The organism is Rhizobium sp. CB3060 (assembly GCF_025200735.1).
Classification (GTDB): Bacteria; Pseudomonadota; Alphaproteobacteria; order Rhizobiales; family Rhizobiaceae; genus Rhizobium.
The window spans coordinates 422138-440588 of record NZ_CP104160.1; the positions used below are offsets into that span (position 1 = coordinate 422138).

Annotated in this window: 19 protein-coding genes; 4 read left to right on the forward strand and 15 right to left on the reverse strand. The window is 57.9% G+C overall.

Translation table 11 applies throughout. The annotated features are described in order from the left end of the window. Positions 1 to 3: 3 nt before the first annotated feature. The 11 genes from N2601_RS31570 to N2601_RS31620 all read right to left on the reverse strand — a co-directional run bounded on the left by N2601_RS31570 (position 4) and on the right by N2601_RS31620 (position 9598). Positions 4 to 783: an ABC transporter ATP-binding protein gene (locus N2601_RS31570; protein ID WP_260305834.1), complete on the reverse strand. Its 780-nt coding sequence runs from the start codon at positions 781 to 783 to the stop codon at positions 4 to 6. A 10-nt stretch (positions 784 to 793) separates the two neighbouring features. Further along, entirely contained in the window at positions 794 to 1510 is a 717-nt protein-coding gene (locus N2601_RS31575; protein ID WP_260305435.1) for an ABC transporter permease, read from the reverse strand. A gap of 2 nt (positions 1511 to 1512) precedes the next feature. Further along, complete coding sequence (locus N2601_RS31580) at positions 1513 to 2235, reverse strand: ABC transporter permease (protein ID WP_260305436.1); 723 nt, start codon at positions 2233 to 2235, stop codon at positions 1513 to 1515. A 52-nt stretch (positions 2236 to 2287) separates the two neighbouring features. Beyond that, positions 2288 to 3154 carry a transporter substrate-binding domain-containing protein gene (locus N2601_RS31585; protein WP_260305437.1) on the reverse strand — a complete coding sequence of 289 codons (867 nt, stop codon included), beginning with the start codon at positions 3152 to 3154 and terminating at the stop codon, positions 2288 to 2290. 360 nt (positions 3155 to 3514) lie between these two features. Continuing rightward, complete coding sequence (locus N2601_RS31590; protein WP_260305438.1) at positions 3515 to 3958, reverse strand: GNAT family N-acetyltransferase; 444 nt, start codon at positions 3956 to 3958, stop codon at positions 3515 to 3517. Between the two features lie 281 nt (positions 3959 to 4239). Next, positions 4240 to 4998 (reverse strand): cyclase family protein, encoded by a 759-nt coding sequence (locus tag N2601_RS31595; RefSeq protein WP_260305439.1) that lies wholly within the window; start codon positions 4996 to 4998, stop codon positions 4240 to 4242. Further along, positions 4995 to 6167, reverse strand: a complete 1173-nt coding sequence (locus tag N2601_RS31600) for an ABC transporter substrate-binding protein (RefSeq protein ID WP_260305441.1) — start codon at positions 6165 to 6167, stop codon at positions 4995 to 4997. Before N2601_RS31600 ends, N2601_RS31595 begins: the two co-directional genes overlap by 4 nt. 21 nt (positions 6168 to 6188) lie before the next feature. Next, the gene (locus tag N2601_RS31605) at positions 6189 to 7088 is read right to left on the reverse strand and encodes a branched-chain amino acid ABC transporter permease (RefSeq protein ID WP_260305443.1); all 900 of its coding nucleotides are present in this window, start codon (positions 7086 to 7088) and stop codon (positions 6189 to 6191) included. Positions 7089 to 7195: 107 nt separating this feature from the next. Further along, positions 7196 to 8095, reverse strand: a complete 900-nt coding sequence (locus tag N2601_RS31610; RefSeq protein WP_260305444.1) for a branched-chain amino acid ABC transporter permease — start codon at positions 8093 to 8095, stop codon at positions 7196 to 7198. After that, entirely contained in the window at positions 8092 to 8823 is a 732-nt protein-coding gene (locus N2601_RS31615) for an ABC transporter ATP-binding protein (RefSeq protein ID WP_260305445.1), read from the reverse strand. The genes N2601_RS31610 and N2601_RS31615 overlap by 4 nt, the downstream gene beginning before the upstream one ends. Then, positions 8816 to 9598, reverse strand: coding sequence for an ABC transporter ATP-binding protein (locus N2601_RS31620; protein WP_260305446.1), 783 nt, complete (start codon positions 9596 to 9598; stop codon positions 8816 to 8818). Before N2601_RS31620 ends, N2601_RS31615 begins: the two co-directional genes overlap by 8 nt. A 247-nt stretch (positions 9599 to 9845) precedes the next feature. Between N2601_RS31620 and N2601_RS31625 the strand changes: the two genes are divergently transcribed. From N2601_RS31625 to N2601_RS31640, 4 genes are read left to right on the forward strand one after another with little or no spacing between them, the layout of a single operon-like run. Further along, entirely contained in the window at positions 9846 to 11342 is a 1497-nt protein-coding gene (locus N2601_RS31625) for an aldehyde dehydrogenase (RefSeq protein WP_260305447.1), read from the forward strand. A gap of 50 nt (positions 11343 to 11392) precedes the next feature. Continuing rightward, complete coding sequence (locus tag N2601_RS31630; protein WP_445945059.1) at positions 11393 to 12571, forward strand: M20 family metallo-hydrolase; 1179 nt, start codon at positions 11393 to 11395, stop codon at positions 12569 to 12571. Between the two features lie 18 nt (positions 12572 to 12589). Continuing rightward, positions 12590 to 13171: a cupin domain-containing protein gene (locus tag N2601_RS31635; RefSeq protein WP_260305449.1), complete on the forward strand. Its 582-nt coding sequence runs from the start codon at positions 12590 to 12592 to the stop codon at positions 13169 to 13171. Between the two features lie 58 nt (positions 13172 to 13229). Beyond that, the gene (locus tag N2601_RS31640) at positions 13230 to 14486 is read left to right on the forward strand and encodes a cysteine desulfurase-like protein (protein WP_260305450.1); all 1257 of its coding nucleotides are present in this window, start codon (positions 13230 to 13232) and stop codon (positions 14484 to 14486) included. A 691-nt stretch (positions 14487 to 15177) separates the two neighbouring features. On the opposite strand, the gene N2601_RS31645 is transcribed toward N2601_RS31640, so the two are convergent. The 4 genes from N2601_RS31645 to N2601_RS31660 are packed head-to-tail and all read right to left on the reverse strand — an operon-like array spanning position 15178 to position 18443. Beyond that, a complete protein-coding gene (locus N2601_RS31645; protein ID WP_260305835.1) occupies positions 15178 to 16332 on the reverse strand; it encodes an amidohydrolase in 1155 nt (384 codons plus the stop codon). A gap of 40 nt (positions 16333 to 16372) precedes the next feature. Further along, complete coding sequence (locus tag N2601_RS31650) at positions 16373 to 17137, reverse strand: amino acid ABC transporter ATP-binding protein (RefSeq protein WP_445945060.1); 765 nt, start codon at positions 17135 to 17137, stop codon at positions 16373 to 16375. After that, entirely contained in the window at positions 17134 to 17790 is a 657-nt protein-coding gene (locus tag N2601_RS31655; protein WP_260305451.1) for an amino acid ABC transporter permease, read from the reverse strand. The genes N2601_RS31650 and N2601_RS31655 overlap by 4 nt, the downstream gene beginning before the upstream one ends. Then, positions 17787 to 18443, reverse strand: a complete 657-nt coding sequence (locus N2601_RS31660; protein WP_260305452.1) for an amino acid ABC transporter permease — start codon at positions 18441 to 18443, stop codon at positions 17787 to 17789. Before N2601_RS31660 ends, N2601_RS31655 begins: the two co-directional genes overlap by 4 nt. Between the last annotated feature and the right edge of the window lie 8 nt (positions 18444 to 18451).

Genomic DNA, 18451 nt, shown 5'->3' on the forward strand with positions numbered 1-18451 from the left:
ATGTTAGTGGGCGCTTGAGGCGATGAACTGCCTGAAACGTTCGGAGCGCGTATTGCCAAACAATTCGTCCGGGGTGCCGTCGGCTTCGACTTCACCTTTGTGGAGGAAGAGCACGCGATTGGATACGTTGCGGGCGAAAGCCATTTCGTGCGTGACCACGAGCATGGTTCGGCCTTCCTCAGCCAGTCCACGCATCACTTTCAGGACTTCACCCACCAGTTCGGGATCAAGGGCGGAGGTAGGCTCATCAAACAACATCACTTTTGGATTCATAGCCAAGGCACGGGCAATGGCTGCGCGTTGCTGCTGGCCGCCCGACAGGTGACTTGGATAATAGTTGCGCCGCTCTGCGAGTCCCACTTTCTCCAAAAGCTCCTCAGCCCGCGCAATGCATTCGCTTCGCGGCCGTCGGAGAACGTGGACAGGCGCCTCGATGATGTTTTCGAGAACCGTCATATGGGACCAGAGATTGAAGCTCTGGAACACCATGCCGAGTTCAGCGCGGATCGCGTCGACCTGGCGACGGTCAGCGGGCTCGCTGCTTCCATCCCGTCTGGTCTTCATGAGGATCGTATGGCCGCCGACCGTAATCGTCCCGGTGCTTGGTGTCTCCAGCATGTTTATGCAGCGCAGAAACGTGCTTTTCCCGGATCCGCTTGACCCGAGGATCGAGATCACGTCACCCTGGTGAGCCTCGAGCGAGATACCTTTGAGGACCTCGTGTGAGCCGAAAGATTTCCGAAGATCCTTTATGATCAATGCTGCATTTCTGTTCTGTGTCATTGGTTTTTCCTCAAAGAGCGTGAACTGTCGCACCGCCGGTGGGTCGAGCCCGCAAGTGCGGGGATAGGCGCCGCTCGAGCACCCCGAGCGCTTGGACCAAGAAGAAGTTCAGGAGGAGATATATGGCCGCCGCACACAAGAAGATCTCAAAGGTCCGGTATGTCGAACTGATCATCTTGTTTGCAATTCCGGTGACCTCCCAAACCGTCACCAGACTGGCCAATGAAGTCGACTTCATCATCGAAACAAGTTCGGTTGAGTATGCCGGCAGACAATGACGAAATGCGATCGGTCCGACTATGCGCCGGAAGAGGAGGAATCCGGACATGCCGTAGGCCTTGCCCGCTTCGACCTCCTTGGCGGGCACCGCGCGCAGTCCCCCTCGGAAAACCTCGGCAGTATAAGCCGCCGTACACAATGCCAACGAGATACAAGCGCAATAGAATGGCTCCCTGAGAATGGGCCATACCACGCTGTGGCGGACGATTGGAAACTGTCCGAGGCCATAATAGAGCAGGAACATCTGCATCAAGAGCGGTGACCCACGGAATATAAATATATAGGATCGTGCGAAGCCGCGAGCGGCGACGTTGCTGCTGACACGCAAGTATGTCAGCAGTAGCGCCAGAAGGCCTCCGGCGGTAACCGAGATCGCGAAAAGGGCGACAGTCACAGGCAGCACCTCGAGAAGGGCCTGCATAACTTGCTCAAGAAAGACGAGATCCATCTTCACGCCTCTTCCGTGCGAGGCTTGAAGGCCTTGTCCGTAACGCTTTCAGCCTTTTCAACAACTTGGTTCGATACTGCTGTCAACATCAGGTAAAGCGTTGCCCCCGCCACATAAAACAGGAAGTATTCCCGGGAGGTTCTGGCAGCAACGTCAGTGGTCCTCATGATTTCCGCCAGGCCGGTAACCGAGACCAGTGCCGAATCCTTCAGGCTCATCTGCCAAACGTTGTTGAGGCCCGGCAGGGAAAAGCGCATGATTTGCGGTATCAGTATCCTGCGTAGCCGAAGCAGGCGCGGCATGCCGATGGCGACGGCTGCCTCTATTTCACCCTTCGAAACCGCGAGGTAGGCGCCTCTGTAGACCTCGGCCTGATACGCAGCACAGATCAAGCCGACGCCCAATGCGCCGGCAACGAAAGGCGGTATCCCGACGAAGCCTGCAACGCCGCTTATATGGAATATGCCGCTAAGAAGTGACGATCCGCCAAAATAGCAGAGATAGATGATCAATAGTTCCGGCACGCCGCGAAAGACGACGGTGTAGCACTCACCCAACAGGTTCGCCGGCAGTGATCGCGAGAGCTTGGCCCAGGCGATCAGCGCGCCAAGAACTGCCCCGATGATCAGCGCTGCAAGTGTCACAGCAAGCGTCATCACGGCCCCTTGAAGCAGCAGACCGCCCCAGCCGCCCTTGCCAAATCCAAGCAAGAATAGGTCGCTCATTTTCAGATTTCCGTAGATTTGGCCACGCAAGGGCAGCTGAAGCGTGATCCGGTTACGGGCTCACGTCGCGTTTGAACCACTTCTGAGCCAGCGTCTTGACGGTGCCATCGGCCAATGCCGCTTTGATTGCGCCGTCGAACTTGGTTTTGAGATCCGCGTCATCCGTACGGAACGCCAAAGCCTGCCCGCCGCCCCAGATGGCCCCACCAACTTCGGGGCCCGAAAAAGCTAGATCTGCATTGTCGGGCTTGGCCAAAGCGGATCCGAAATAGGTCGCATCATCGAATGCCACATCAATTCGACCGGCCGTGAGGTCAAGATCATGTTCAGGAGGCGTCTTGTATTCTCGAATATCGGCCACATCCCCGAATTTCTTGTGAATGAAGTCGGAGTACACCGTTGATATCTGCACGCCGATCGTCTTGCCGGTCAGTGCTTTGCGAAGTCGGGAAATGACCGCCTCTGCGTCGCTGTCTCCCTTGGCCGCATCATCAAGCTTCAGCACGGTTTTCAGATCGGGCAGTTCATTCAGGGAACCGGTCTTGTTTACGACAAATGCCGCGGGCGTGTTGGCGTAGGGTATCGAGAAGGCCACCTGCTTCTTTCTCTCAGGTGTAATGTTTACACCATCCATTATGACGTCGAACTTCCCGGCCTGCAGACCCGTGAACATGCCATCCCAATCATTGGCAATGAGTTTGCAGCTGAGCTTCGCTTTTTCGCAAAGATACTTTGCAAGTTCGGGTTCGAACCCATCAAGCGTTCCATCAGACCGCGTCAGATTCCATGGTTCGTACGCTCCCTCCAGGGCGATCGTCACCGTGCGACCGTCGTCGGCCGCAGCCACGTAAGAATTGAGTAGCGTGATAGCGAGTGCCAGCGTAGTGGCCTTCGTTATCCCGATCGTGCGCTTCATCATCGAACCTCCCTTAGCTCTGCCTGGCCTCCCGCCAAGGCACGGCGCAAACCAAAATGGTCTGCGCGATCTAAGCTATTTAGAGATCGGTCGATTTCGAGAATATCCTCCCCAAGGAGGACAAAGATACGCTTAGTTCGGACGGCCCGGATCAATCCTATTCGCCATGTTCTAAACTTTCAAAGCAGAATGTCGCGGCGACGCCATCAGCGCAGGCAGCGCGGTGCCTGTCGCGAAATAGCTCCGGGAAAATGGTATCGCGGATGTCCGAAACACCGGCTGTTGTGGTCACAACCCTTTAATGGCGCAACAAGCCCAGTCAGACACCGGGGGCCCGAAGCCCGACCCGAGGGACAACGCCGCTCAACCTATCGGCAAACGATAGCGAACGTTGCCATCCTCTTTGACATAGCGATCGTAGAGACGGCGCGCATGCGTGTTGTCTCGCCGGGCGTGCCAGTAAAATTCGGAGCAGCCCGATTCCTTGGCAACGCAGATGAGGTTGTCGAGCATGGCTCGACCCAGACCCTTCCCGCGGTGTCGCTCGGAAATGAAAAGGTCTTCGAGGTAGCAAACGGGCCGAACTTGCCAGCTGGAAGTCTGAAACTGGATCAGTGCGAAGCCTGTTAGATCGTTTTCGACTTCCAAAACCCTGATCCGCCTCGGCACCAACGGGTTGATTGCCGATTCCCAGGTGCTTTGGGTCGTCTCCTCCTCCAATTGCACCTGATAGAAATCGAGATAAGCCGCCCAAAGCATTCGCCAAGCATTGTAGTCGGCAGGGAGTGCATCTCGGATCGACGGCATGAATGTCCTCTTTCAATGTGACTGCATTTGCAGACCGGACTATCTCATCCGCGATGAAGAACCCAATCCTCCCGGAGTGGGACAACCTTTGCTGGACGCGAGATGTCCTTCGAAGATCCCGACGTCGCTCAGCGTCCAGCGAGGCAGTTTCGCGCCTCCGGAAGGAGTTCCAAGAAGGGGATTCATTTACGTGGCCGCGGGCTCATAATCGCCCGGCGCGTCACGTCACCAGCTAGCGGCCACTTGCCTGGCCCGAAGACTGGAGAGCGGTTCGCGCCGTTTCAGCGGGGCACAATTGCTATGGCTCGGGCGGGAAATCCGGACCCGCCTTTCGGCTTTGGCCATGAAGCCATAACGAGGGCACCAGCCTCCGGCACCTTGTCCAGATTCCGCAATAGTTCGATCTGCCACGCATTCTGCTGCAGTACGAACAACTCGAGGCCGCTGTCGCCTCTGGAGACGGCCAGACCCGGATCAGTGTCTATCTGCTCGTGGCCGATCGCCGTTACCCCGCGTTCGAGGAGCAGTATCTCCAACACGGATTTGGACCAGCCCGGCGTGTGCGAGAGACCGTCCTGATCCCGGTTTGCAAATTTTTCGGCGTCCGGCCATCTGGTGTACCAATCCGTCCTGAGTGCAACAAAGCAACCCGAGGGAATGCGGCCATGCCGCTCTTCCCATTCAGTCAGATCCTCCACCGTCGGGGTAGCATCGGGATCTCGTGCGACCCTTTCCGAAATATCGATGACGACGAGCGGCAGGAGCATCTCTGAAACCGGAAGCTCATCGATTGTGCGTCCGCCATCGACGAAATGAACAGGCGGGTCGACGTGCGTCCCCCACTGACCGACGAAGCTATAGCGATGGACCTGCGCGATATCGCCTCTGTCGAAATCCATCACAAGCATCCGCTCCTCATCGGGGAAGCTTGAAAACCGCGGCTGACCCGGACCGAACGCGTGGGTCAGGTCTACGAAGTCAGCCGAGGAGATCACCTCCCGATAGATATCCCACAAAGGGTTTCGGGAGGAACGGGTCATGGTGCCGGCACGAAAGAAGGGGCTTCTTCCGAAGCAAGGTAGAGCTTACCGTCCTTCACGCCGATGACGGTCACGGACTTCTCCGGCACTGGGTTGCCGTCCTTGTAGGTGATCGTACCAGTGACACCTTCAAGCCCAGCAGTCGTCTTGATGGCCTCGTGAATTTTTGCCGAGTCGTCACTGCCGGCGCGCTTGATGGCGTCCGCCATCAGCTTCATGGCGTCATAGCCAAGGGCTGCGAACGTGTTCTCCGGAGCACGCCCATACGCATCCTTGTAGGCTTTCATGAACGCGGCGACCTTCGGCGAAGCGCCATCACCTATGAAACTGTGGGTCGTGAAATAGGTATTGTTGGCAGCCGGGCCGCCCATCTCCAAAAGAAGCGGCGTGTCGTAGCCGTCACCGCCGACGACAGGGATATCGACCCCGGCTTGGCGCAGTTGCTTGAGGATAAGGCCGATCTCGTCGCCTCCAGCCGAGATGAAAATGAAATCCGGCTTCTCGCCCAGGGCTTTGATTTTCGTCACCTGGGCGGTGAAGTTCTTGTCGCCGGTTTTGTAGGTGTCCGTTCCCAGCAGCTTGCCGCCACCGTTCTCATATGCTTTCGTAAAGTATTCGGCGAGCAGGGTCGTATACTCCATACCCATGTCGGTGATCAGGTACCCCTTCTTGGCATTGAGTTTCTTGAGCGCGAACTCCGCTCCGACCGCCGCCTGGACGTTATCCCCAAAGCAGGCAAGGAAAACCTGCGTGCCGACCTGCAGGGGAAGCTTGGGCGACGTAGCGCCAGGCGTAATCAGAGGTATTTTTGCGGCTTCAATCTGAGGAGCTGCCGCCAGCACGCTGTCCGGATCGGCAAAACCGATAAACGCCTTGACTTTATCGCTCTCGATCATCTGGCTCGTGACCGTCGAGATCGTCGCAGTGTCGCTCTTGGTGTCATAGGTAACAAGGTCGATGGGACGGCCGAGAACACCACCGGCGGCGTTGATCTCCGATACCGCGAGCTTCGCGCCGTTCAACATGGGTCCGTCAAATGACGCCTCGATTCCCGTGATATTGGCCGGAACCCCGATCTTGATCGCATCGGCGGCGGAGGCTGTGGTCGCGAGCATCATCGCGCCCATCATTCCGAGAGTGAGCGTGGCACGCCTGGAAAGGCTTGGCATAGTGTTACCCCTTTTGGTTGGTTATTGCCGAGCTTTTGAACCGAGAGTGAACTCCCGGTCGCCCATGATCCCCTTCGGCCTGAAGATCATGACAACTATGAAGATGAATCCGAGGATGATCTGGCTCGCGCCGAAAACGGCTGGCACTTCCAAAGCACCAATGGTGAAGCCCCTCTCGACGGACCGTAGGACTTCCGTGATCAGCGATATGCAGACGACGCCGATCAGGGCCCCTGAGAGCGACCCCATTCCGCCAAGGACCAACATCGCAACGATGTTCATGGTCATCGCAAAGTAGAACGTCTTCGGCGAAAACGAACCGAGGTAGTGCGCGAAGATCGATCCGCCGACGCCTGCGAAGAATGCACCCACCACAAAGGCAGTCAGACGCGTTCTCAATACGCTTATTCCGACTGCACTGGCGGCGAGTTGGTCGTCGCGGACGGACTTCATCGCCCGACCGAATGGTGAATGGACAAGACGCCACAGGATATAAAAGGTGATGGCGAGCCACCCCACCGCCCACGCCAGATTGGCGTCGACGGGCACCCCTGTGAACGTGCGCGCGCCGCGCGTGAAGTCGCTTGCATTGATCAGGACGACATTCACGATGATGAGAAAACCCATCGTGGCGACGGACACAAAGTTGCCCGATAGTCGCATGAGCGGAAATCCAACGACCACAGCCAACGCTGCGGCGATCAGTCCGGCCACAATGGTGGCTGGAAAGAACCCGAGATGCATTTGCGCGATCAAGAAGGGCAGGTCGGGCAGCAGCGCCGATTTCTGCTGGACGGAAAGGGAGAGAATGCCCGAGGCGTACGCCCCGACCGCAATGAAACCAACGTGACCGAGAGAAAAAACCCCGGTAAAGCCATTGGTCAGCGCAAGCGAAAGCACGAAGATGCCGTTGAGCGCCATAAGAAGGCCTATCCGGCTAACGTAGTCGCTGGCTATTGCAGGCAGAAGCCATGCTGCCAAGATGGCGAGCGCGATGAGGGCGACGCCGATTGCGTGTGACTTCAACATCAGAGCTTGATCTCGCGATTGGGTTGGAGAAGGCCGCCGGGCCTGAACAGCAGGAAAGCGATGAGCAACGCGAAGACGATCGCGTCCCTGTAGGGCGACACGGACGAAGGCAGGAAAGCGACGATCAGAATTTCCAAGGCACCCAACATGTACCCGCCGACCAACGCGCCGGCGATCGAGCCGAAACCGCCGATGATCGCCGCCACAAAAGCTTTCAGCAGCGGAGTAAAGCCCATCTGAGGATCGACCGCCCCCGCCTGAGCTGCCCACAAGACCCCGGCGAGCCCGGCATAGGCCGAGGCGAGCAAGAAGGCGATGATAATCAGCTTGTTGACATTGAGGCCCACGAGCTGCGCAGCATCGGGATCCTCAGCGGCGCCACGCATTCCCAATCCCGCGATGGTACGCGTGGTGAACCAACCAAGCAGTAGCAGCGAACCTGCCGATACCGCGATTGTCATAAGGGTAATGTTCGTGAGGGTGATACCCCCGGTGAGCTGCCACGACCCATCGAGCCACGTCGGTATTGGAAAGTTGCGCGGCGACGAACTGAAGATGACAATACCCACATTCTCCAGAATGTATGTCACCGCGAGACTCGTCAGCAGACGCGCAACATCCGGCGCTTTACGGATGGGTCGATAAGCGATCCGTTCAATCAGGATGCCCAGCATTGAGGCGACAGCGACGCCTATGACGATCGCCGGAATGAATGGAACGCCCGCAGCGATGGACAGAACGGCACCGAAGGCTCCGACCATCATGACGTCCCCATGCGCGAAATTGGTCAAACGCATGATCCCGAATATGATCGAAAGTCCGACCGCGACGAGGGCGTAGAGGCTGCCGAGGCTTACGGCATTGAGGAGCTGTTGAAGCACATAGTCCAGGAAATTCATTGTGATGCTCCCAAGTAGGCCTGAGCAACACGTTCCCCGCCCCGAAGGTCCGACGCGGCGTCGGTAAGCACGACCTGACCATTTCGAAGAACGTATGCGCGATCAGCGAGGTCCAGAGCTAGAGCTGTGTTCTGTTCGACCAGAAGCATCGTCATGCCCCGACGCTTTAGCTCTCGGAGGGCTTCAAAAATATGCCGGACAAGAAGTGGTGCGACGCCGAGGGATGGCTCATCGAGCAGCAAAAGCCGTGGCGAGGCCATCAGTGCCCGCGCCAAAGCGACTTGTTGCTGTTCTCCGCCTGAGAGGGTGCCTGCCAGTTGGGACATACGCTGCTTGATGATCGGAAACAGCGTGAACATGTTGTCGAGATCTGCAGCGATTTGATGAGCGTCCGACCTTGTACTGGCTCCCAGGCGCAGATTGTCGGCAACGCTCAAGCCGCCAAAAAGCCGCCTTCCCTCCGGGCTATGGGAAATGCCAAGCCTGACGATTTTCTCCGGAGTGAGCCCGAGAATACTCGTCCCTTCGAACGTCACGACACCGGATGACGGCCTGGTAAGACCGGACACCGTCCGTAAGGTCGTTGTCTTGCCCGCGCCGTTGGAACCCAACAACGCCACGACCTCCCCATGCCCCACGTTGAGCGTGGCCCCCTTTAGCGCGCGTACGGCGCCGAATGAGACGGTGAGATTTGAAATTTCCAGTAGATTGCCCGCATTGCTATTCATGGCCGAGATAGGCCTCCCTCACCCGCGGGTGCTCGCGCACTTCCTGTGGTGTTCCGACGCAGATAACCTCTCCTGCAGCCAGCACCTGGATGCGCTCGCAGAGATTCATAATCAGGTCCATGTCGTGTTCGACCACGACGACCGTAACGCCTCGGCTGTCCCGGATACGTCTGATCAAGTCGGCGAGCTGTCTGGTCTCCGCCGAATCGAGGCCCGCGGCGGGCTCGTCGAGCAGAAGGATATCGGGGGCGGTCGCCAGCGCTCTGGCGATCTCGAGCCGTCGCTGATCGCCGTAAGGAAGTTCGCAAGCGAGCCGATCGGCTTGCTGTGACAGCCCCACCAAGGAGAGAAGTTCCTCCGTCTGGCGGTTTGCCGTTTGCTGCGTCGTGAAATATTGCCTGGTGAGTAGAACAGCCTCGAAGATATTCGTGGGGTGCCTCAGATGAGCGGCCGCCCTGACATTTTCCCGCACCGTCAGAGATACGAATAGCCGGGAGCCTTGAAACGTTCGAGCCAGGCCTTTTGCGACGACCGCGGATGGCCGCAAACCGCTGATGCGGTCGTGCCTGAAAAACACCTCTCCCGACGTGGGTTTCGAAAAACCCGTGATGCAGTTGAACAGCGTGCTCTTTCCCGACCCGTTCGGGCCGATGACGCCGACGATCTCGCCTTTGCGCAAATCGATCTGATGGTCGCGAAGAGCGATCAACCCTCGGAAGCTTTTGGTGAGCCCTCTGGTTCTGAGCAAAATTTCGTCGCTTGACGCGTCGACCATTCCGCTGCTCCTCCTCTTGTTTTGGGCATATGGCAAGACAATTTCCGAATAGTCAAGTACCTATCCTAATATGAATTTATGCAAGCGATATCGGAGTCCACATCGGATTAAAATATGGAATGGCGCGGTTAATTATGTGTTTTCAAGAGCTTGTGGCATGGCATTTTCAATTCTGCTCAGGAAAGTACCTTGACATATCTTATTCCCGGCAATAGCACTGGGCGAAAATGTAGGAGGATCCCAGCCCATGAGTGATGTCTCGCGCTCCAAGGATTTTTGGCACGACGCGGCAAAATCCGTTCGAATCCCCACCTGCGCGTTTGTCGACGGGAAGCACGTTGATCCGGCGGTCGGGAAGACCTTTGACGCCATAAACCCGGCCACAGGGAAAATACTGGCCGCTGTCGGCGCCTATGATGCCTCCGATGTCGATGCCGCGGTCCGATCGGCGCGCAAAGCCTTCGACAAGGGTGACTGGTCGCGTTGCGATCCCGCCGAGCGCGGCCGTGTCCTGGTGCGCCTGGCGGACCTGATCATGCAGCACCGCGAAGAGCTGGCGCTTCTCGAGACCATGAATATGGGTAAGCTGATAACGGACTCGACCAAGCTGGACGTGCCGAGCGCAGCCGCCGTGTTTCGCTGGTACGGGGAAGCTGTCGACAAGCTTGTGGACGAGGTGATCCCGACCGGCGAAAACCGACTGGCCATGGTGACCCGTGAGCCTGTTGGCGTCGTCGGCGCAGTCGTCCCCTGGAACTTTCCATTGAAAATGGCTGCATGGAAATGCGCGCCGTCATTGGCGGCGGGCAACAGCGTCATTCTAAAGCCCGCCGAACAATCACCGCTGAGCGCTTTGCGACTGGCAGAACTTGCCGCGGAGGCTGGTATTCCCCCGGGCGTTTTCAACGTCCTTTCCGGCTTGGGGACGGATGCGGGGCGGGCAATCGGCCTCCATCCTGACATTGACTGTGTCGCCTTCACGGGCTCCACCGAGGTTGGAAAGATGTTCCTTGGCTATTCCTCCCAATCGAACATGAAGCGGGTCTGGCTGGAATGCGGCGGAAAGAGCGCCAACATCATCTTTCCTGCCGTGGCCGACATCGGAGCGGCTGCGTCCGCCGCAGCGCTTGGAATCTACTTCAACCAGGGCGAAGTATGTTCGGCGACGTCCAGGCTCTACGTTCACGCCTCAATCCATGACGAGTTTGTCGACAGGCTGAAAGGCGAAATTTCGAATTTTCAGCCCGGCGACCCGCTCGACCCCGCGTCCGGAATGGGCGCGCTCGTCAGCGGGGAGCATCTCGAAAAAGTCCGTGGCTATATCGATCTCGGGAAAAAGAGCGCGACGCTGGTTGCGGGCGGCAACAGGGCGTTGACCGACAGCGGAGGCTATTTCGTGGAGCCGACCATCTTCACCAATGTGAAGCCTGGTTCGACGCTGTCGCAGGACGAAATATTCGGTCCGGTTCTGGCCGTCACCCGGTTCGAAAGCGAAGACGAGGCGGTTGGGTATGCAAACGCCTCCATTTACGGCTTGGGCGCATCGATCTGGACAAACGACCTTTCGCAGGCGCACCGCGTTGCCCGGCGACTTCATGCGGGGAGCGTCAGCGTCAACCTTATCGACAACGTCGACGTCAGGACACCGTTCGGCGGCGTAAAGCAATCGGGGACCGGGCGCGACCTATCCCTCCATGCCTTCGACAAGTACACCGAGTTGAAAACGACATGGATCGCGCTTTGACGCACAGCGCTGCCACTCTCACGAATTCGACCCGGCTTTGGAGCTCGATCATGCGCATTGCCGAAATCGGCGCGATCGAAGGAGACGGCAGCTGCCGCCTCTCCCTGACGGACGAAGACAAAGAGGCGCGTGATCTCTTCCGTTCCTGGGTGACCACGGCCGGCTGCGAGGTCCGGATCGACAAGTTCGGCAACATTTATGCGATCCGGCCCGGCGCTCGACAAGATCTACCCGCGGTGCTGATTGGAAGCCACCTCGACACCCAGCCGCATGGTGGTCGCTTCGACGGTGTGCTTGGGGTCATGGCGGGACTCGAAATCGTCCGGGCGCTGAACGACGCCGGGATTGAAACCGAGGCGCCGATCGCCATCGTCAATTGGACCAACGAGGAAGGCGTTCGCTTCAAACCCGGTCTAACGGGATCATGCGGTTTCGTCGGCGCCTTGCCAAGTGGCGACGAAAGTTCGATCTCCAGTTCCGACGGCAGCCGATATTACGCTGAACTCGCTCGCATTGGATATGCCGGGCAGGATTGCCCTCCAGCGATATCGGCCTATTTTGAGATGCATATTGAACAGGGCCCCGTGCTGGAGAAGGCCGGCGCGACTATCGGCATCGTGGAAGGCGTCCAGGGGGTCCGGTGGTTTGAAATCGATTTCCTTGGCCAGGACGCCCATGCCGGGACGACCCCCATGGATAATCGCCGGGACAGCTTTCTCGCGGCGTCGCGATACGCCTTAGGCTTTCTCGAACGAGCTATAGACGTCGACCCTGATGTTCGGGTCACATTCGGCCGTGTCGAAGTCGAGCCGAATTCCACAAACACCATACCCGGTCGCACGAGGCTCGTGCTCGATCTGCGTCATATCGATGAACAAGTTCTCGATAGAGTCGAGCTGCTCATGACCGAACAGGGCGAGCCGCTCAAGGCGCTCGGTTTCGGATTTTCCATCAGCCGAATTATGAATGTTCGACCTGCTTCGTTTGATCGGGACCTTAAAGGCGCGGTCGAGCGAGCGGCATGCTCGCTGTCGATGCCATCGTTGCATCTCCCTAGCGGTGCGATGCACGACGCCAGCAACCTGGCGACCATTGTGCCCTCCGCAATGATTTTCATCCCATCGCGACACGGCATCAGCCACAATCCGCTTGAGTGGTCCGAGCCCATGCATGTAGGGCATGGATGCGAAGTACTGTGCCGTGCGGTCTTAGAGGCCGCCAAGGCTTAGAGGGGAAAAGGCCAGACCATGCAAAACCAGGATCAGTCACTCAAGATCGGCGCAAAGCTCAGGCACGCCCGTCTGCTTATGGGCATCAGCCTAGCGGAGCTCGGCGAGAAGATCGGTGTGACGGAAGGCTACCTCTCGAAGCTCGAAAACGATCGCTCGCAAGCCTCGATGGCGACACTTCACAAACTGGTTCAGGCCCTCGGTTCAAACATGAGCGAGTTGTTCGCGACCCCTGCGGAGGATCACGGGCCGGTGCTTGTCGTGCGTCAGAACGAGAGGGCCCGGCTCGTTACAGGTCATCGACGCGCCGGAAATCAGGTTACCCTCGAAAAACTTGTTCCAAGCGGGCCGGGATACCTTCTGCAGATCAATATCCATGTCGTGGCGGCCGGAGGAGGGAGTTCGGAGCCCATCAGCCACATGGGACAGGAGTTCGGCTACGTCTTGGCTGGGACCCTGGAGCTAACGGTCGACGGTCATCCGGTCGTCCTCCATGAGGGAGATTCCTTCTACTTCGAGTCCCCGCTTCCCCATTCCTACCAGAACCTGGGCGACGGTGAAGCCAGGATACTGTGGGTCAACACGCCGCCAACTTTCTGATCAGAGCCCGCCTTTGAGGTCGTCACCGTGGGCTATCAATTGCCAAGGAACCTTATGAATGAACTATGACGTTGAATCGGTTAGACGAAACTTCCCCGGGCTCCAACGCCAAAAAAACGATCAGCAGGCCGTTTTCCTTGATAATCCCGCCGGAACGCAGGTCGCCGCCTCGGTGATCGAACGCATGACCGATGTGATGATCAATGCGAACGGAAACCTTGGGGGCTTTTTCGATACGTCGCTCGAAGCGGCCTCAAGGGTCGAGGCTGCACACCGGGCGGCGGAGGCCTTCGTAAATGCCTACGAGGAAGGCGAGGTCTTTTTTGGCCAGAGCGCAACCGCCCTAACCTTTGCCATGTCGCGCAGCATAGGCTCGCTGTTGAGCGCCGGCGACGAGATCATACTCTCGCGCATGGATCACGACGCGAACGTCGCCCCGTGGCTGATGCTTGCAGAAGACCTGAACTTGGGCGTCAAGTGGCTGGATTTCTCAACCGAAACCTACGAATTTGATCCCGACGATCTCGTCAAGCTCATCAGCGACAAGACCAGGCTCGTCGCAGTTGGATACGCAAGCAACATCACCGGCACGATAAACAACGTCCAAGAGCTTGCGCAGATCGCACATCGTGTCGGCGCACTCGTCTATGTGGATGCCGTGCAATACGCGCCCCATGGATTGATCGATGTCCAGCGGCTCGGCTGCGATTTCCTCGTGTGCTCCGCCTACAAGTTTTTCGGTCCGCACTATGCCCTTCTTTGGGGCCGCAGATCCGTCCTCGACCGCGTGAGACCCTACAAGGTACGCGCAGCCTCCGACACGTTGCCATGGCGATTTACCAACGGAACGACGAACCGTGAACAATTGGCCGGGGTACATGCCGCAATTGACTACATAGCGTCACTCGGCGACACATTCGCGGGCACCACACCGGCGTCCGGTCTCCGCGAACGTCTGGAAGGTGGCTATAAAGCCATGAAACGCCATGACGATCAGCTGGCTCTCAAGCTGATCGAAGGGCTTCGGGCGCACAACAGAGTGCGGGTTTTGGGGATCACTGATGCCAGGAGCCTCGACCGTCGCGTATCAACTGTGACCTTCGTGGCTGAAGGGATCCCATCGGCCGACATCGCTCGCCACTTGGCTTCAAAGGGTATCCATGTTTGGAGCGGCCACAATTATGGACTGGAAGCAAATCTTCGGCTCGGCATCCTCGAATCGGGTGGCGGGGTGCGGATCGGCCCGGTGCATTACAATACCCTCGAAGAGATCGATCGCACCCTGACAGAGATCTCGGAAACCCTGTCCCGCTAGCTGTTTCGGATTCAAAAAGGAAAGTGCGGGCCGCTCGGCGGCCATCGCGATGATGTGTCCGGCCATGTTCAACTGCGAACAAGTGGCCGGCCTTTCCTGCCGCGGATTGCCCCACAGTCGAGGATTAGAAGCCGGATTACCATCACGCTGCGCTTCCAAAACGGCAGGAAGAGCAAATCGGCAAGGCCGCCAGCTGTCAGCGCAACCGCGGCGCCGCGCCGTGAGCGCCGTCACCGGCTCCTCTCGGAGCGCGGGCTACCAGACGATACGGCTCCGGTAACTCGGCGTCTAGGTGATCTGCTACGGGAGGTCGCTTCCTTGCATCCTGGCAACGTTCGGCCGTTAGGAGAACGGAGCGTCAGGCGCTAACCGCATCTACCTGCTGGAAACAAGCCGGGCCTTGGAGGAGATTGCCAAACTCCGGAGACACTCCCCCACCTGTTAGCGCTGGTGAAGCTCTCTGTCTTTTTATTCGCGCCATCGCCAACCGGCCTGACAAAGCGATTTCCTGTTCCGCTCGTCGCCCAACTAGTAGCTATCGGCGTTTGGCGGGACTACCGCCTAAGCCGTCGTCGGTTCGTGAGATGAAGGGTATGTTGGCGTAATTGCGACAGTCGTCGCACGCTGAACCGCCACGTTTTGGTGGCGTTGGGTCAAGGCAAATCTGTCCCGGCCCAGCTCCAGCTTTCAATTAGCCAAGGATGTTGCGAACTGTTCGCATGAAAATTCCCGCCCCAATACCGATCAGGGCATCCGGATAGTCAAAGTCGGGGTTGTGAAGACCGGGGTGATCCACTCCTGCACCAAGAAAGAACATCGCCGACGGCGCGACGCGTCCGAACACTCCGAAGTCCTCTCCGGCTCGCATGGGCAATATCCCATTGCCATCATCGAAGCTCACGCCTTCGTCCACCATGGCTTTTCTTAGTTCGGCAACTGCCTGGGACGCATTGCTGCTTTGGGGGAACACGTCTTCATACTCTATGTTCACAGCTAGTCCGGCCGCTTCAGCTTCAAGGTGAACGAGCCTTTCAGCCGCTGTGACCAGCCCCACCATCGCGTCATCAGAAAGGGCTCGGAGTGTCGCCCAAATCTCAGCATATCCAGGGCTAATACCGAAGGCTCGTTCGCCTAATCTGGCATAGGTAATTGTCACCTGCAGGAAACGCTCATCTACGGTCATGCCGCGGCCCAAAGCCGTGAGCGCCTCAAGGAGCCTTGCAACAGCGAACGTTGGTGCTGTTCCTTCCTCTGGCGAGGCGGCGTGGGCAGTCTTTCCGGTCAATGCGATCTTTAATCCTCGCGACGCGCAGTTGACGGGACCCTCCCTCAATGCGCTGTGCCCTAGAGGCAGCCCTGGAAAATTATGGAGCGAAAAGATCAGGTCTGGCCTGATTGCCGCGAACTTAGCGTCGGCGACCACCGCCGCCGCGCCTACCCCGTTCTCCTCCGATGGCTGGAACATCAGGACCACTCTTCCGCGCGAAGAGCGCCTTTCGCCAAGTCCCTTGGCGAGCGCAATGAGAGTGGCCGTGTGTCCATCGTGGCCACAAAGATGGCCCTTACCGGGAATGTCGGATCGGTAGGGAAGGTCGGAAATTTCGTCTATCGGCAATGCGTCGAGCTCGGAGCGGAACATCAGGCATGGTCCATCTTCCTTGCCTGAAAAGATCGCCGCAACACCGTGCCCGCCGACCCCGGATAAAACCTCGTCCGCGCCAATGGCGCGAAGCGCATCGATGACTGCGCTTGCCGTCTCGACTTCTTCGCCAGAAATCTCCGGGCGGCGATGGAGGCTATGTCTGAACGTCGTAATTTCAGCAAGCTGCTCGCTCGTTAGAAACAACTCTGAACTCCTTGGAAATGGTTGGTCGAGCGCCATGTTCTCACGACGCCAAATGCTTGCGCAGAAAGCCCTTCGTGCGCTCCTCTCGAGGATTGACAAATATCTCGTCCGGAGGTCCTTGTTCGACGACCACGCCGGCGTCCATGAACATGACATGGTCGGAAACCTCGGCGGCAAACCGCATTTCGTGCGTGACAATCAGCATCGTCATGTGTTCGCTCGCGAGCTGCTTCATGACGAGGTTGACCTCATCGACCAGTTCTGGATCGAGCGCCGATGTGGCCTCGTCGAACAGCATCACCTTCGGCTGCATTGCCAGAGCCCGCGCGATGGCGACGCGTTGCTTCTGTCCACCAGACAAGCGGGCTGGAAACACATTTCCCTTGTCCGACAGACCGACTTTCGCCAGCAGCATTTGTCCGCGGTCTTCAGCTTCCTTCTGCGATAGCCCCTTCAGCCGAATGGGACCGATCGTGATGTTCTGCAGCGCTGTCAGATGCGGGAACAGATTGAACTGCTGAAACACCATGCCCATCTGCTGTCGGATCTGGTTTATGTGCTTTTCGAAAGCGCGCCCCTTAAGCGGCCGGTTCACTTGCTGGCCGTCGAGCCAAATCTCGCCGCCTGATATTGCCTCCAGCATATTGATCGAGCGAAGCAGGGTGCTCTTGCCGGAGCCGCTCGGACCGATGATCGAGACAATTTTTCCCCGCTCAACGCTGAGATCAATTCCCTTCAACACTTCGAGGCTGCCGTAGGACTTACGGATCTGTTGCAACTTGATCATGGTTGAATTTGCTTTCATCGGATTTCCTCCGCTCTTCTGGCGGCGCCGGCGAGCAACCACTCCATCGCCAGGTTGACGACGTAGTAGCAAACGGCAGCGGTGAAATAGAATTCGAAGGGTCGATAGGTTTCGCTGATTGCCCGCTGCGACTCCAGGACCAGCTCCGTAATCCCAATCACCGACAGGACTGCCGTATCCTTGAGGAGAATGATGCAGTTATTTCCGACGCTCGGGAACGCTATCAACAGGGCCTGCGGAACGATGAAATGTCTCAGCGTCGCCCAGCGCCCGAAGCCGAGCGTTCTTGCAGCTTCCGTCTGACCTGGATCGACAGCCTGCAAGGACGAGCGAACAATGTCCGCATTATAGGCTGCGTAGTGCACACCCAGCCCCGCGACGCCAGTCCAGAAGGCCGGGAGCATTATGCCGATTTGCGACAGCCCGTAATAAAGGAGGTAAAGCTGAAGCAGCAGCGGGGTTGCCATAAACAGAAATATGATTGCCCTCATGGGGACGCTGAGCGCTGCCGCTCCGTATTGCGCGGTGAGCGCAATGCCCGTGCCCAGAACGATGCTGAGCGTGCCGGCGAGGATGGTCACCAAAACGGTCCATCCCAGCCCCTGGAGGATCACCGGCCAGTAAGGAAGTATCACACCGAAATCGAGGGTCATGGAGAGGTCGCTCCTCCGTAGGACGCCTCAGCGAAGCGCGCTATTGCAAGGATCACAGCGATGATAATGATGTAGGCTGCGCCAGCCACGCCGAAGACTTCGAACGGCTTGTAAGTCGAAGTGACGAAACGTTGGGCTGAATATGTCAGCTCGACGACCCCGATTGTTGAGACCAGCGCAGTGCCCTTTGTTAGGATAACCGTGTTGACTCCAAGCGACCTCAATAAAAGTGATCGCGCTTGAGGAAGCACGAATAGACGCATTGTGTCGAAGCGACCAAAGCCCAAGGTCCTTGCCGCCTCCGTCTGGCCTTTGTCCACCGACAGGATCGCACCGCGCATCCCTTCGGACATGTAGGCTCCGATATTGAAGCCAAGCGTGAGGATGCCGGCGACGAAAGGCGTCAGCTCCACTCCGAATTGGGAAGTTCCAAAGAAAACAAGGAACAGTTGGACCAATAGAGGCGTGCCGCGCATGACGCTGACGTAGGCAGTAGCGATCGCGCGGATTGCAAAATGCCTGGAGAACCGCGCGGCTACAAGCAGTGCGGAAACTGCAAGCCCAATCGTGAAGCTCGCGACGGCGAGCTTGATGGTCATCAAGCCAGCCTCCGCCACGAACGGCAATATCTTCATTATGAGATTGATATCCATGGCGGAAG

Coding starts and splice junctions, on each gene's coding strand:
- N2601_RS31570 (WP_260305834.1), bottom strand. CDS start 783: ATGACACAGAACAGAAATGCAGCATTGATCATAAAGGATCTTCGGAAA.
- N2601_RS31575 (WP_260305435.1), bottom strand. CDS start 1,510: ATGGATCTCGTCTTTCTTGAGCAAGTTATGCAGGCCCTTCTCGAGGTG.
- N2601_RS31580 (WP_260305436.1), bottom strand. CDS start 2,235: ATGAGCGACCTATTCTTGCTTGGATTTGGCAAGGGCGGCTGGGGCGGT.
- N2601_RS31585 (WP_260305437.1), bottom strand. CDS start 3,154: ATGATGAAGCGCACGATCGGGATAACGAAGGCCACTACGCTGGCACTC.
- N2601_RS31590 (WP_260305438.1), bottom strand. CDS start 3,958: ATGCCGTCGATCCGAGATGCACTCCCTGCCGACTACAATGCTTGGCGA.
- N2601_RS31595 (WP_260305439.1), bottom strand. CDS start 4,998: ATGACCCGTTCCTCCCGAAACCCTTTGTGGGATATCTATCGGGAGGTG.
- N2601_RS31600 (WP_260305441.1), bottom strand. CDS start 6,167: ATGCCAAGCCTTTCCAGGCGTGCCACGCTCACTCTCGGAATGATGGGC.
- N2601_RS31605 (WP_260305443.1), bottom strand. CDS start 7,088: ATGGCGCTCAACGGCATCTTCGTGCTTTCGCTTGCGCTGACCAATGGC.
- N2601_RS31610 (WP_260305444.1), bottom strand. CDS start 8,095: ATGAATTTCCTGGACTATGTGCTTCAACAGCTCCTCAATGCCGTAAGC.
- N2601_RS31615 (WP_260305445.1), bottom strand. CDS start 8,823: ATGAATAGCAATGCGGGCAATCTACTGGAAATTTCAAATCTCACCGTC.
- N2601_RS31620 (WP_260305446.1), bottom strand. CDS start 9,598: ATGGTCGACGCGTCAAGCGACGAAATTTTGCTCAGAACCAGAGGGCTC.
- N2601_RS31625 (WP_260305447.1), top strand. CDS start 9,846: ATGAGTGATGTCTCGCGCTCCAAGGATTTTTGGCACGACGCGGCAAAA.
- N2601_RS31630 (WP_445945059.1), top strand. CDS start 11,393: ATGCGCATTGCCGAAATCGGCGCGATCGAAGGAGACGGCAGCTGCCGC.
- N2601_RS31635 (WP_260305449.1), top strand. CDS start 12,590: ATGCAAAACCAGGATCAGTCACTCAAGATCGGCGCAAAGCTCAGGCAC.
- N2601_RS31640 (WP_260305450.1), top strand. CDS start 13,230: ATGAACTATGACGTTGAATCGGTTAGACGAAACTTCCCCGGGCTCCAA.
- N2601_RS31650 (WP_445945060.1), bottom strand. CDS start 17,137: ATGAAAGCAAATTCAACCATGATCAAGTTGCAACAGATCCGTAAGTCC.
- N2601_RS31655 (WP_260305451.1), bottom strand. CDS start 17,790: ATGACCCTCGATTTCGGTGTGATACTTCCTTACTGGCCGGTGATCCTC.
- N2601_RS31660 (WP_260305452.1), bottom strand. CDS start 18,443: ATGGATATCAATCTCATAATGAAGATATTGCCGTTCGTGGCGGAGGCT.